This is a genomic window from Streptomyces sp. A5-4, from assembly GCF_051131715.1.
In the GTDB taxonomy this organism is placed as follows: domain Bacteria; phylum Actinomycetota; class Actinomycetes; order Streptomycetales; family Streptomycetaceae; genus Streptomyces.
On the sequence record NZ_CP178591.1, the window covers coordinates 2,112,837 to 2,125,746 of the forward strand.

The 12,910-nt window shown below is 73.1% G+C and carries 13 protein-coding genes; 8 read left to right on the forward strand and 5 right to left on the reverse strand.

The genetic code is table 11. The features are described from left to right. The first annotated feature begins 230 nt into the window (after positions 1–230). Both ACLLJJ_RS09700 and ACLLJJ_RS09705 read left to right on the forward strand, forming a co-directional pair. Positions 231–1,163, forward strand: a complete 933-nt coding sequence (locus ACLLJJ_RS09700) for a peptidoglycan-binding domain-containing protein (RefSeq protein WP_434588974.1) — start codon at positions 231–233, stop codon at positions 1,161–1,163. A gap of 372 nt (positions 1,164–1,535) precedes the next feature. Beyond that, positions 1,536–2,198: an HAD-IA family hydrolase gene (locus ACLLJJ_RS09705; protein WP_434588976.1), complete on the forward strand. Its 663-nt coding sequence runs from the start codon at positions 1,536–1,538 to the stop codon at positions 2,196–2,198. Between the two features lie 62 nt (positions 2,199–2,260). On the opposite strand, the gene ACLLJJ_RS09710 is transcribed toward ACLLJJ_RS09705, so the two are convergent. Next, positions 2,261–2,842, reverse strand: coding sequence for a TMEM165/GDT1 family protein (locus ACLLJJ_RS09710; RefSeq protein WP_434588977.1), 582 nt, complete (start codon positions 2,840–2,842; stop codon positions 2,261–2,263). Between the two features lie 319 nt (positions 2,843–3,161). Further along, a complete protein-coding gene (locus ACLLJJ_RS09715) occupies positions 3,162–3,932 on the reverse strand; it encodes an ABC transporter permease (protein WP_434588979.1) in 771 nt (256 codons plus the stop codon). Between the two features lie 348 nt (positions 3,933–4,280). On the opposite strand from ACLLJJ_RS09715, the gene ACLLJJ_RS09720 reads away from it, so the two are divergent. From ACLLJJ_RS09720 to ACLLJJ_RS09730, 3 genes are all read left to right on the forward strand, one after another. Continuing rightward, positions 4,281–4,925, forward strand: coding sequence for an HNH endonuclease family protein (locus ACLLJJ_RS09720; protein ID WP_434588980.1), 645 nt, complete (start codon positions 4,281–4,283; stop codon positions 4,923–4,925). A gap of 153 nt (positions 4,926–5,078) precedes the next feature. Then, complete coding sequence (locus tag ACLLJJ_RS09725; protein ID WP_434588982.1) at positions 5,079–6,752, forward strand: alkaline phosphatase D family protein; 1,674 nt, start codon at positions 5,079–5,081, stop codon at positions 6,750–6,752. Positions 6,753–6,918: 166 nt separating this feature from the next. After that, positions 6,919–8,859 carry an FAD/NAD(P)-binding protein gene (locus ACLLJJ_RS09730; protein WP_434588984.1) on the forward strand — a complete coding sequence of 647 codons (1,941 nt, stop codon included), beginning with the start codon at positions 6,919–6,921 and terminating at the stop codon, positions 8,857–8,859. On the opposite strand, the gene ACLLJJ_RS09735 is transcribed toward ACLLJJ_RS09730, so the two are convergent. Then, positions 8,825–9,358 (reverse strand): superoxide dismutase family protein, encoded by a 534-nt coding sequence (locus ACLLJJ_RS09735; protein WP_434588986.1) that lies wholly within the window; start codon positions 9,356–9,358, stop codon positions 8,825–8,827. The genes ACLLJJ_RS09730 and ACLLJJ_RS09735 overlap by 35 nt on opposite strands. Positions 9,359–9,565: 207 nt before the next feature. Between ACLLJJ_RS09735 and ACLLJJ_RS09740 the strand changes: the two genes are divergently transcribed. Continuing rightward, positions 9,566–10,213, forward strand: a complete 648-nt coding sequence (locus tag ACLLJJ_RS09740) for a DedA family protein (RefSeq protein WP_434588988.1) — start codon at positions 9,566–9,568, stop codon at positions 10,211–10,213. A gap of 18 nt (positions 10,214–10,231) precedes the next feature. Here the strand turns inward: ACLLJJ_RS09740 and ACLLJJ_RS09745 are convergent, their stop codons facing one another. Continuing rightward, positions 10,232–10,459: a DUF2277 domain-containing protein gene (locus ACLLJJ_RS09745; protein ID WP_434588990.1), complete on the reverse strand. Its 228-nt coding sequence runs from the start codon at positions 10,457–10,459 to the stop codon at positions 10,232–10,234. A 95-nt stretch (positions 10,460–10,554) separates the two neighbouring features. Continuing rightward, positions 10,555–11,055, reverse strand: a complete 501-nt coding sequence (locus ACLLJJ_RS09750; RefSeq protein ID WP_434588992.1) for a hypothetical protein — start codon at positions 11,053–11,055, stop codon at positions 10,555–10,557. Positions 11,056–11,286: 231 nt separating this feature from the next. On the opposite strand from ACLLJJ_RS09750, the gene ACLLJJ_RS09755 reads away from it, so the two are divergent. Both ACLLJJ_RS09755 and ACLLJJ_RS09760 read left to right on the forward strand, forming a co-directional pair. Next, on the forward strand, positions 11,287–12,366 hold the full coding sequence (locus ACLLJJ_RS09755) for an NAD(P)H-dependent amine dehydrogenase family protein (RefSeq protein WP_434588994.1): 1,080 nt from the start codon (positions 11,287–11,289) through the stop codon (positions 12,364–12,366). Then, the gene (locus tag ACLLJJ_RS09760; RefSeq protein ID WP_434588996.1) at positions 12,363–12,842 is read left to right on the forward strand and encodes a carboxymuconolactone decarboxylase family protein; all 480 of its coding nucleotides are present in this window, start codon (positions 12,363–12,365) and stop codon (positions 12,840–12,842) included. The genes ACLLJJ_RS09755 and ACLLJJ_RS09760 overlap by 4 nt, the downstream gene beginning before the upstream one ends. Positions 12,843–12,910 lie beyond the last annotated feature (68 nt).

Genomic DNA, 12,910 nt, shown 5'->3' on the forward strand with positions numbered 1-12,910 from the left:
TCCTCGGGTTCCTTGGATCGGCTGCACCTTCCATCCTGGTCGGTGTGGCCCGATATGGCCTGCCGAGTGCGGGCGGGCGCGCTGGGCATCCCCGCGGCGGGTCTGCATAATCGCTGGCAGTTCGAGGGAGGGGACCCACGATGAGCGGACATATATGTCCCGGATGCGGTACGGAGCGGGGCGCCGCATCCGGCGGTGACAGACCCGGCTGCGGGTGCGCGGAGCGTGCGGTGGAGGCGACCCGGGCCGCGCGGGCGGCCGAGGTCGCGGCGGCGGAGGACTTCGACCCGCTGCGGATCAGGCCGTACGTGACACTTCCCGGGCCCGAGGCGCCGGACGACGAGGCACGGCCCGGGGACGGGCACCTGGGTGCGGATCCGGATGCGGGCCGGGGCAGGGACGCGGGTGCGGGGTCCGCCCCGGCCGCGGGGCCCACGCTGCCGATGGGGCCGCCGGGTGACTCCGGGACCGGCTCAGGCGCTGCGGGCCCCGCGCCTGCCCCGTGCCCCGCCCTGCCCCGGCCTCCGGGTCCAGGCGAGGAGCCGCCCGTACGCCGTCCGGGGCGTCCGGCGCTGTGGGCGGTGATGGCGGGCGCGGTGGCCGCGGCGACGGTGGGGACGCTGGCTGTTGCCAGTGCGCTGTACTCCACGGACAGCGAGCGGGACCGCGCACTGCCGGCCACGGTGACGAGCGCGCCGGGCCCGAGCGAAGCCCCCGTGGCGCCCGCCTCGGCGTCGGCGACGGCGGATCGCGTGTCCAGGCCCCCGTCCGCCCCGGCCTCCGCGTCGCCGTCGGCGCCCCCGTCCCGTTTCGCCGCTTCCTCGGCGACTCCCGCGCCGAGCGCGTCGAAGGCCCTCCCTGCGCCGTCGCCGCCGGCGCCTTCCACCGCGCGGGCGACGGGCACGGTCGAGATGTCCCCGGAGCCCGCCGCCGACGCGCTGAACATGGGCGACAGCGGGCCCGAGGTGGTGGAGCTGCAGGACAGGCTGGGGCAGGTCTGGCTGTATTACGGGCCGGACGACGGCTCGTACAGCGCGGACGTGGAGCAGGCTGTGCGGACGTACCAGTCGTACATGTCCATCGAGGGCGACCCCGAAGGCTCCTACGGCCCGCACACGCGCCGCGTCCTGGAGGCGTCGACCGAGGAGCCCGGCCGGTCCTGAGCGCGGGCCAGGACCGGCCCGACGGGCCATGGATGCGCGGGGAGCCCGCGGAGCCCGTGGGCGTAGGACGAAGAGCTGTTTCTGGCCCTGCCCCAGGTGATTGCGCTGTTGCTGCTCCTCCGGCTACCCCGCCCGCCGTACGGCGGGCGGGTCCGGGCCGGGCGGCCCGCCGTCCGCGGGGACGCGGGAGCCGCAGTGCCCGAAGCCCTGCCCGTCGGCTGTCGCGGAGGCTCTGGCAACGCCCTGAGGGGGCGGGGTGGCGCGACGCCGACCTATTTTGTATCCTGTAGGAACAAAGTGGCTTCCGCTCGTTCTCCCTGACCGGCGGGCGGAGGCCGCTTGTCTCTTTCTCCCCCGCCCTGGAGTACGCCGATGCCGGCCACCACCGTCCTGACCGCCCGCGCCCTCCTGCTCGACATGGACGGCACGCTCGTCAATTCCGACGCCGTGGTCGAGCGCGTCTGGCGCCGCTGGGCCGAGGAACACGGCCTGGTCCCCGACGAGGCGCTCAAGGTCGTGCACGGCCGCCAGGGCTACGCGACGATGGCAGTCCTACTGCCGGAGCGCCCCGTCGAGCAGAACTACGCCGACAACCGCACGCTGCTCGCCCAGGAGACCGCCGACATCGACGGCGTCGTCGCGATCCCCGGCGCCCCCGCGTTCCTGGCCGCGCTGGCCGCCCTCCCGCACGCCCTGGTCACCTCGGCCGACGAGGCGCTGGCGCAGGCCCGGATGGCCGCCGCCGCCCTGCCCATGCCCGGCATCCGGGTCACCGCGGAGCTCGTCGGAGCCAGCAAGCCGGACCCGGAGGGCTTCCTCAAGGGCGCGGCCGAACTGGGCTTCGCGCCGGCCGACTGCATTGTCTTCGAGGACTCGGAGGCGGGCATCACGGCAGGCCGGGCCGCCGGCATGCGCGTGGTGGGCGTGGGCCCGCGTGCGGGTGCGCACGCCCCGACCGTGGCGGTGGCCGACCTCACTCAGGTGCGGGTCTCCTCCTCGGCGGACGGCACTGTTCAGCTGACCATCACGGGCTGATTTCCGACGCGGGCCGGCGTCGGAGGGTGGCCGCGCGGCCATCCGTCGACGCCGGCCCGGGATCAGCCCGCGATCGCCTCGAACAGACTGAAGGCCGCGAGCGCCAGCATCAGCGCCGCCGCCACCTTCGTGATCAGGCTCAGCGGTACGTACTTCATCAGCGTGCGGCCGCCCAGGATGCCGATGCCCGCGACCGCCCACAGCGCGAGCACCGCGCCGAGACCCACGGAGACCGGGTCGTCGTACCGCGCCGCCAGGGTCGCCGTCATGATCTGGGTGAGGTCGCCGAACTCCGCGACCAGGATGAGCATGAAGCCCGCGCCCGACACCTTCCAGAAGGACTGGTCCGCGGGGGCTTTGACGTCTTCCTCGCCGTCGTCCTTCTTCAGCAGCAGTACGGCCGCGCCCGCGAGGAACAGGACACCGACGACGCCCTGTACGAGCCGGTGCGGCAGCAGGGTCAGCACACTGCCCGCGGCGATGGCGAGGCCCACGTGGACGGCGAAGGCGGCGGCGACGCCCACGAACACGTAACTGGCGCGGTAGCGGGTGCCGAGCATCAGGCCGGCGAGGGCGGTCTTGTCGGGGAGTTCGGCGAGGAAGACGGTGCCGAAGACGATCGCCATGATGGTGAAGCTGATCACGGGAGGGGTTCCTCAATCGGTCGGGCTGCCCGTACCGAGAGGACCTGGGTGGTTCAGGGGTCACTTCGGCACGACAGCGTTCATGGAACAACACTGTGGCCGAAGGTCTCGCTGGAGGACCGTGAAAACAGTCCCCCTCCGGGCGCCGGCTGAGCGAGCTCAGCAGTATGTCGACGGTCCGGCGAAGAGCTACTCCCCTTCTGCTCGGTACACGATACGCGACTCCCGCACCCGCCCGTCAGGGCCGGAGGTCCCGGCGCGCGGCCCCCTGCCCGGAGGCGGGGCCCGAGGTCCCGACGCGCGACGCCCCGCCCGACCGTCAGGGCGCCACGTCCCGGTGGAGCCGTCCGCAGGCCACCAGCTCCAGCACCACCGCGACCGCCACCGCCTGCACCGCGAGCAACGCCACCAGCACGAAGAGCTGCACCACCCCCGCCAGCAGCGGTGAGGCGCCGCCGAGCAGCATGCCGACGAACGCCCCCGGCAGCGTGACCAGACCCACCGTCCTGGTCTGGTCGAGCCCCGGCAGCAGCGCGTCGGACGCGACCGGGCGGGCCACCTCCAGCCGGGCCTCGCGGTCCAGCAGCCCGAGCGCCATGCCCGCCTCCACCTCCCCGCGCCGCACCGTCAGCTCGTCGAGGGCGCGCCGGCCGCCCAGCACCGAGGCGGTGAGCGCGCCGCCGATCAGGATTCCGGTGACCGGGACCAGCGTGATGCCGACCGCCGGGACCAGCCCGGTGAGCAGGAGCGCCGCGACGACGGGGGCGACGCCCGCGCCGATCGGCAGGGCCGCCCACCACCAGGACCCGTTGCCGGTGATGCGACGGCCGGCGGTGCGCACGGCCACCGCGTACATCAGCGTGAGGAAGGCGAGCAGCAGCCAGCCGGAGCGCGCGACCCAGCCGATGAGGAGTGCCACCGCGGCGAGTTGGAGCGCGGCACGCACCCCGGCGGCGGCGACCGCGCGGCCCTGGCCCCTCCCGCCGTCCCCGGAGAGGCGCGCGCAGGAGACGACGGTCACCGCGACGGCGAGCAGCACGGCGAGGACGGCCCCGAGCGTGGCGTTGGCGGGCAGCAGCGTCTGGGCCACCGCCCAATCGGGCGGACGGGGTGCGGGATCAGCCGGTACGGGCACGGCGCAACCTTAGGCCGGTGACGGCCGGGGCCGGGTGGACGCGCGGCCGGTCCGGGGCAATGCGCGGCCGGTCCGGGGCAATGCGCGGTCGGTCCGGGGCGACGCGCGGTCGGCCCGGGGGCAACGCGCGGACAACACCGGCGCCGTGGAGGAAAGGTGCCGGGTCGTCAGAACACTTGTCGTGACGTGCACATGTCGTCACCCTGTTACCTGGCGCCCGCCCCCAGGCAACCTGGCGCCGACACGATGACCGGGCCCCCATGGGCGGCACGGCCAAGTTCCCCCCACATCAAGGGAGTTCGCATGTCAGGTGTCTACGCGCGTCGAATAGCCGTCCTCACCGCGTCCGCCGCACTCGCCGGTACGAGCGTCCTGCTCACCGCCCCCACCGCCCAGGCGGCCCCGCCGACCCCCGTCAGCGCCGCCACCGCCCGTACCTACCTCGGCCAGCTGACGGAGCAGGCCGAGGGCTCGTCCACCGGCTACAGCCGGGAGCAGTTCCCGCACTGGAGCACCCAGTCCGGGGCCTGCAACACCCGCGAGGTCGTGCTCAAGCGCGACGGCACGAACGTCCAGCAGGATGCCGCGTGCGCCGCGGTCAGCGGAAAGTGGTACTCCGAGTACGACGGGGCCACCTGGAGCGCCGCCTCCGACGTGGACATCGATCACATGGTCCCGCTCGCCGAGGCCTGGCGCTCGGGGGCCAGCGGCTGGACGACCGCCCAGCGGCAGTCCTTCGCCAACGACCTGACCCGCCCGCAGCTCATCGCCGTCACCGACAACGTCAATCAGAGCAAGAGCGACCAGGACCCGGCGGAGTGGCTGCCGCCGCGCACCGCCTACCGCTGCGTGTACGCCCGGATGTGGGTGGACGTGAAGCATTACTGGAAGCTGACGGTGAACGCCGCGGAGAAGACCGCCCTCCAGGGCGTCCTCAACAACTGCTGAGACCCACCGGGAACGGCTGGGACCTCCGGGAACATCCGAGTGAAATATCCCGGAACCTCGTAGAACCTCCCGGACGGAACCTCCCCGCCCTCCTCCGTCGTTCCGTACCGTACGGGGCGTGTCCCGCTCGGGGCACGACGGAGGAGGGCACACATGGCCGGGCTGCGCCTGGGACCACTGCTGCGGCACATCGACCAGGAGACCGGCGATGCCGCGACCGTCTGGGTCGAGACGGACCGCCCCTGCACGGCGCGGGTGCGGTGCGTCGGTGACGCCGGGGCGGGCGGCTCGGCGCGTACGTTCCAGGTCGCCGGGCACCACTACGCGCTGGTGACCGTGACCGGGCTGCCGCCGGGCGCGGAGACGGCGTACGAGGTGCTGCTCGACGAGCGCCTCGTCTGGCCACTGGCGGGCTCCCGCTTCCCCCCGAGCATCATCCGCACGCCGCACACGGCACCGGGCCGGTCCGACCAGCCGGTGCGGATCGCCTTCGGCTCCTGCCGGTGGGCCTCGGCGCCCGGGGGCGAGAAGGACCCGGTGGGTCCCGACGCCCTGGACACGCTCGCCGCGAGCCTGGCCGCCGACCCGAAGGCCGCGCGCCCCGACGTACTGCTGCTCCTGGGCGACCAGGTGTACGCGGACGAGACGTCGAAGGCGACGCGGCGCTGGCTGGCCGCGCGGCGCGATCTGCGCGAGCCGCCCGGGGCGGAGGTCGCGGACTACGAGGAGTACACCCGGCTCTACTACGAGTCCTGGCTGGACCCCGAGGTGCGCTGGCTGCTCTCCACCGTCCCCAGCTGCATGATCTTCGACGACCACGACGTGATCGACGACTGGAACACCAGCGCGCCCTGGCTGGCCGAGATGCGCGACACCCCCTGGTGGCAGGAGCGGGTGGTCAGCGGCCTGATGTCGTACTGGGTCTACCAGCACCTGGGCAATCTCTCACCCGCGGAGCTCGCCGCGGACGAGCTGTTCGCCGCGGTACGCCGGACGCCCGACGGGACGGACCTGCTGCGGGAGTTCGCGACGCGGGCGGACGCCGAGCCGGCGTCCGTGCGCTGGAGCTACCGGCGCGACTTCGGCCGGGTGCGGCTGCTGATGGTGGACACCAGGGCGGCCCGTGTCCTGGAGGAGCAGCGGCGCGCGATGCTCGACGCCGGGGAGGAGCGGTGGGTTCGTGACCAGGCGTTGGAGGACCCGAGTTCGTACGACCACCTCCTGATCGGGACCTCGCTGCCCTGGCTGCTGCCGCCGCTGGTCCATGACGCGGAGAGCTGGAACGCCGCGCTGTGCCGGGGCGAGCGGGGCGAGCGCTGGGCGCGCTTCGGCGAGAGTCTGCGCAGACGGGCGGATCTGGAGCACTGGGCGGCCTTCCCGGACTCCTTCGAGCGGCTCGCGACGCTGATCGCGGAGGCGGGCTCGGGGCCCGACGCCCCGGCGACGGTGTGCGTGCTGTCCGGCGACGTGCACCACGCGTACATCGCGGAGCCGCGATGGCGCACGGACGGTCCCGACGCACATGTGCTGCAACTGACCTGCTCCCCCGTGCACAACGGCATTCCCCGATCCATGCGGGTGGGCTTCCGCTTCGGCTGGAGCAGGGCCGGCCGGAGCCTGGGCCGCTTCCTGGCGCGGCACGGGCGGGTGGCCGAGCCGCAGGTCAAGTGGCGCAAGACGTCCGGGCCGTGGTTCGGCAACCAGCTGATGACGCTGACGCTGCGCGGGCGGGCGTCGACGCTGAGCCTGGATCAGGCACGCGCCAAACGAGGTGGCGGTGTCCGTCTCGCGACCGTACTGGAGAGGAATTTGACCGAATCAGAATGAAGTATTGAGAAGTACGGCGAAGTGTTGATCTACTGCCGTGATCCTTCCCACAGCGGAGGGGGATCCTCGACAGGATGACTACGACTTCCGGTGCTCCCCCGGCATGATGAACCGGACCCTCAGCTTCCAGTAGTCCTCATGCCTCAACGCCCCGGGAGTCACCGGTTTGTCCGCAGCGCATCACGCCCTCGCTGTCGTCGGCGCCGGCCCCCGGGGCACCAGCGTCCTCGAACGGCTCTGCGCCTCCGTGCCCGCGCTCGCGCCGGACGCACGGCTGACGGTCCATGTCGTGGACCCCGCGCCGCCCGGCCCCGGCAGGGTCTGGCGGACCGGCCAGCCGGCCGATCTGCTGATGAACACCGTCGCCTCGCAGGTCACCCTGTTCACCGACGAGAGCGTCATCTGCGCGGGCCCGGTCCGTACGGGGCCGAGCCTGTACGAGTGGGCCGCCGACCGCGGCGACGAGGCGCTCGGCCCCGACGACTATCCGACGCGTGCCTGCTACGGCCGCTACCTGGAGTGGGTCTTCGGCCGGGTGGTGCGCGCCGCACCCGGGACGGTGACGGTACGGGTGCACCCGGCGCGGGCCGTCGGCCTCCAGGACGCCTCCGACGCCACCCAGACCCTCACCCTCGACAACGGTGTCACGCTCACCGGCCTCAGCGCGGTGGTCCTCGCCCAAGGGCACCTGCCGGTGTTCCCGGACACCTCCCAGGCCGCCCTCACCGCGTACGCCGCCCGGCACGGTCTGCGTCATCTGCCGCCCGCCAACCCCGCCGACCTCGACCTGTCGGTCGTCGCACCGGGCGAACCGGTCCTGCTGCGCGGCCTGGGTCTCAACTTCTTCGACCACATGGCGCTGTTGACGGCCGGCCGGGGCGGCACCTTCACCCGGTGCGCCGACGGCAGCCTCGACTACCGCCCCAGCGGCCGAGAACCACGCCTGTACGCCGGGTCCCGGCGCGGCGTGCCGCACCAGGCGCGCGGCGACAACGCGAAGGGCCCGTACGGCCGGCACGAGCCGCTGCTCCTCACCCCCGAGGTGACAGCCGCCCTCCGGGTCCGGGCGGACGCGGGCGATCCGCCGGACTTCCTCGGCGAGATATGGCCGTTGGTCGCCAAGGAGGTGGAGACGGTCTACTACGAGACGCTGCTCGGGGACACGGGGCCGTCGCGCGACGGGGGCGCCGCCGGGACCTCGGGCTTCCGGGCACGTTTCCTGGCCGCGCCGCACCGCAGCGCTCAGGAGGCCGCCGTGCTGGGCGAGTTCGGGATACCGGCACACGAGCGGTGGTGCTGGGACCTGATCGCGCGCCCGTACACCGGCCGCACCTTCCACGACCCGGCCGACCACCGCGACTGGCTCCTGCACCACCTGCGGCGGGACGCGGCACACGCGGCGCTCGGCAATGTGGCGGGCCCCCGCAAGGCGGCCCTGGACGTCCTGCGCGATCTGCGCAACGAGCTGCGCCAGATCGTCGACCACGCCGGACTGCCCGGCGCCTCCCGGCGCGATCACCTCGACCGCTGGTACACGCCGCTCAACGCCTTCCTCTCCATCGGGCCGCCGCGCCGCAGGATCGAGGAGATGACGGCCCTGATCGAGGCGGGCGTACTCGATGTGATCGGCCCGCGGACGACCGTGCGGACGCGGGACGGGGCCTTCGTCGCGTCCTCCCCCGATGTGCCGGGATCCGAGATCCGGGCCTCGGTACTCGTCGAGGCGCGGCTGCCGGAACCGGACCTGCGCTCCACCGCCGACGCGCTGCTGGCGCGGCTGCTCAAGACCGGCCAGTGCCGCCCCCACACCGTCGACGGATACGAGACGGGCGGCCTCGACGTGACCCGCCGCCCGTACCGCCTGATCAACGGCCAGGGTCAGGCGCACCCCGCGCGGTTCGCGTTCGGAGTGCCCACGGAGGGCGTGCACTGGGTGACGGCGGCGGGCGCCAGGCCCGGGGTGGACTCGGTGACGCTGGCGGACGCGGACGCGGTGGCGCGGGCCGCGCTGCGGGCGGCCACTACGGTGCGCACCAGGGCGCTCCTCAGCTCCGTCAACCCCGTTGGCGCCGTCAGCCCCGCGGCTGTGGACCGAACGGCACACTGAAGCAGGCCACGCGCTCGCCCGCCCCGCCCGGCGCCCGGTGGACGACCACCGAACGCGCCTCGCCGGGCCGGAATCCCCAGCCGTGCCGGGCGCTCGCCGTGCCTTCACCGCGCGCGTCGGCCGTGAAGTCGAGCCACACCTCGTTCGCCGGGTCGACCCGGTCCGGGTCGAGAACGTGCTGGTAGTGCGGCCCCGCGTCGTCGGGGCGAGTACCGCACGGAGCGGTGTGCACATGCGCGCCGTAGGCGTGGCCGGGCCGGACGCCTCGCATGCGCACGCGCGTGCCGTTCGCGTCCAACTTCTGTTCGACCTCGATGAACGCGGCGGCCGGTACAAGATCCATGTCGTACGTCACGGCGTCGGAAGGGATCAGCGCGCTCGGCGGCGCGAACCGCCCTTCGGCCCGCAGCCGGACGCACTCACCGGCGCCGCCGCCGACGCCCCCACTGCTCGCCACCAGCGCCGCTATAGCCGCACCTGCCACTATTCCTGCCACCATCCGCCCGCTCCTCGCGCTCGCCCCCCAGCCCGTCTGGGACCCAGCTTCCGCGCGTCGCGCGGCCGACGTCGCGTCCAGGAGGGCAGCCGGGTGAACATGACCTGGCCGTCGACCACTGAGAGCACAGGCGTACGCTGAAGGGCTGTAAAGCCGCCCCTGCCGCTCCCCTGCGACGTCGCGGCGTTGCTGACGAATCGGGGAGTCACGTTGTTCGAAAGTGTGGGGGCGCTGACCGGCAGCCCATGGATCTACGCGGTCGTGGCGCTCTCCGTCGTCCTGGACGTCTTCGTGCCTGTGCTTCCCAGCGGGGTACTGGTGATCACGGCCGCCACCGCGGCGGCGGCGGGGTCCACCACGGCGTCCGTCGCGAGCGCCACGGGCCAGGTGGCCACGCAGGTACCCGACATCCTGATCCTGATGGCGTGCGCGACCACGGCCTCGGTGCTCGGCGACTACGCCGCGTACCGGCTGGCGTGGCGCGGGGGCGCGCGCCTGGACCGGGCGATCGCCCGCTCACGCCGCCTGACCACCGCGCAGGAACGTCTCGGCACGGCGCTGTCCCGCGGCGGTGGCGCCCTGGTCGTGGTTGCCCGCTTCGCCCCGGCCGGCCGCTCGGTCGTCTCGCTGGGCGCGGGAGCGGCGCACCGCAAGGTGAAGGAGTTCCTGCCCTGGTCGGTGCTGGCGGCCCTGGCCTGGGCGGGCTACGGCGTGGGCCTGGGCTATTTCGGCGCGCAGTGGCTGGGCGCGACCTGGCTCGGTGTGGCGGTCTCGGTACTCGCCCTGTTCGGGGCGGGCGCGCTGGCGGCCCTGGTGGTACGCCGCCCGGCACACGCCGCGGCTCCGGCGGCGCCCTAACAGTCCCTGAATTCCGCGCTACGCCTTGCGGGCGGCGGCCCCACGCACTTCGATCCCGGCGAGCAGCTTCCTGGTCGCCTCGGTCACTTCGGCGACGGCCTGCTCGAAGACCTCACGATTGTGGGCCGCCGGGGCCCGGAATCCGGAGACTTTACGTACGTACTGCAGGGCGGCCGCGGCGATCTCCTCGTCGGTGGCCTCCTCCGGCAGAACGGGCGGTCGGAGTGTTTTGATGCTGCGGCACATACTCCGACGGTACGCCGACCGGTCCCGGAGCGGTCGCGACGCGGTCCGGCCCCCGGAGCGGACGCGGGGCGGGGCAGGCGGCGACCCCACGGCGGCTACCGGTAGACCCCAGGCGTGCTGTAGACGTACAGGGCGATGACCCCGACCACACACACGAGCGCCACCCAGGAGCCGAAGCTCGTGTGGCGTCCACTGCGGCGGGCCTTACGGGGGCGCCGGGACCGGCCGAAGCGGCGGGAGCGGCGGGCGTCGTCCGACCCACCGGCTCCGCCGGAACGCGCCCGCCCCGGCTCGCGCGCCGTGTCGGCGGCAGCGGTCTCGGCGAGCAGACGGCGACAGGCCGCGGCCAGTTCGCCCGTCCCGGCCGCGAGGGGCACGATCGCCTCGGAGCGGGCCGGCGCGGTGGTGCCGCCGTCGAGGATGCGGCCCGCCCGCACCAGAATCTCCCCCCGGCCACCCGCGGGGGCCAGGCTGATCCAGCGCTGGACGTGCTCGCCCCGTATGACCACACCCCCGGAGCGATCCCGGTACACCGTGTGCTCACGCCACAGCATCCCGCCCAACTCATCCGCTTTTTCCCTCAGTTGCCCGCTCATGCGAATCCCCCTCCGCCACCCGGCACAAAGACCGCACTCTAGCGTCAGGTACACACCAACTCCGCGCCGGGCCGGTGCCACGACCGGCGGGCCGGGTGCAGGGCCATGACCGCGAGCCCCGAAGCTTTGACCCGTACCGGGCTCAGCCGCTGGAGCGGGGGCCGGCCAACCCGCCGATTGCTCCGGTCGCATGCCTGGGAACCGTTGGACCTGCGCGCTACCCTCCGCCGCATGATTTCCACGGTTGTCTGGGGAACCGGAAATGTCGGCCGTGCGGCCATCCGTGCCGTCGAGGCCCATCCGGCCCTGAAACTCGCGAACGTACTCGTCAACAACCCGGAGAAGGTCGGCCGCGACGCGGGCGACCTCGGTGGGCTCGGACATGAACTGGGGGTCGCCGCGACCAACGACATCGGGGCGGTCCTCGCCGCCGGTCCCCAAGCCGTGGTGTACGCCGCGTCCGGCGACATCCGCCCCGACGACGCGCTGGCCGACATCGTCCGGGCGATCCGGACCGGAGCGGTCGTCGTCACTCCCGCGCTGTACGCGCTCTACGACCAGCGCAACGCCCCGCCGGAGCTGCGCGATCCGATACGGGCGGCCATCGCGGACGGTGGCGGCACGCTGTTCGTCTCCGGCGTCGACCCCGGCTGGGGAAACGACGTACTGCCGCTGCTCATCAGCGGACTCGGCACCACCGTCGACGTGATCCGCTGCCAGGAGATCTTCGACTACTCCACCTACGACCAGCCCGACTCCGTCCGCTACCTGGTCGGCATGGGCCAACCGATGGACTACGAGCCGCTGATGCTCGCACCGACCGTCCCGACCATGGTGTGGGGCGGACAGATACGCCTGATGGCCAGAGCGCTCGGCGTCGAACTCGACGACATACGCGAGACCTTGGACCGCCGCGCCCTCGAAACCACCGTGCGCACAAGGACGATGGGCGAGTTCGAAGCGGGCACCCAGGGCGCCGTGCGGTTCGAAGTACAGGGCATCGTCGAGGGCGAGCCACGCATCGTCATCGAGCACGTCACCCGCATCCACCCGTCCTGCGCACCGGACTGGCCGACGCCGCCCGACGGCGCGGGAGCACACCGCGTGGTCATCGAGGGCCGCCCGCGCATCGAGGTCACCATCGAGGCCACCGACGAGGGCGACAACCGGTCGGCGGGCGGAAACGCCACCGCCGTGGGCCGGTTGGTGAGCGCGGTCGACTGGCTCGTGGACGCGGAACCCGGACTCTACGACGCGCTCGACGTGCCGCTGCGCCCCGCAGTGGGCAAGCTCGGAAGGAGCAAACGATGAGGATCGACATCCCCGAGGGCCAGGAGCCGATCGGATACGTATGGGGCGACATGGTCCCCGGCATCGGTATGGCTGCCGCGAACTTCTCCCTGTCGGTGTACGCCCATACGACCCTGGGGCTGCGCGAGTTCGAGGCGGCGCGGCTGCGGATCGCGCAGATCAACGGGTGCCTCTTCTGCCTCGATTGGCGGACCGACCGGGATGGCGAGAAGGTCGAGGACGACTTCCCCGAGGCGGTGACCCAGTGGCGCGCCACGGACGCGTTCGACGACCGCACCCGGCTGGCCGTCGAGTACGCCGAGCGGTACGCGCTGGATCACCACGCCATCGGCGAGGAGTTCTGGACCCGGATGACCGCGCACTACAGCCAGGTCGAGATCGTGGAGCTGAGCATGAGCATCGGTTCCTGGCTGGCGTTCGGCCGGCTCAACCATGTGCTGGGCCTCGACGCCGTGTGCGTACTGCCCGGCCACTGAGGCCAGGCCCGGGACCGCTCGGCGAACCGGCCGGCCCCGGCTTCGGACAGTGCTTCGGAGGCTTTTTC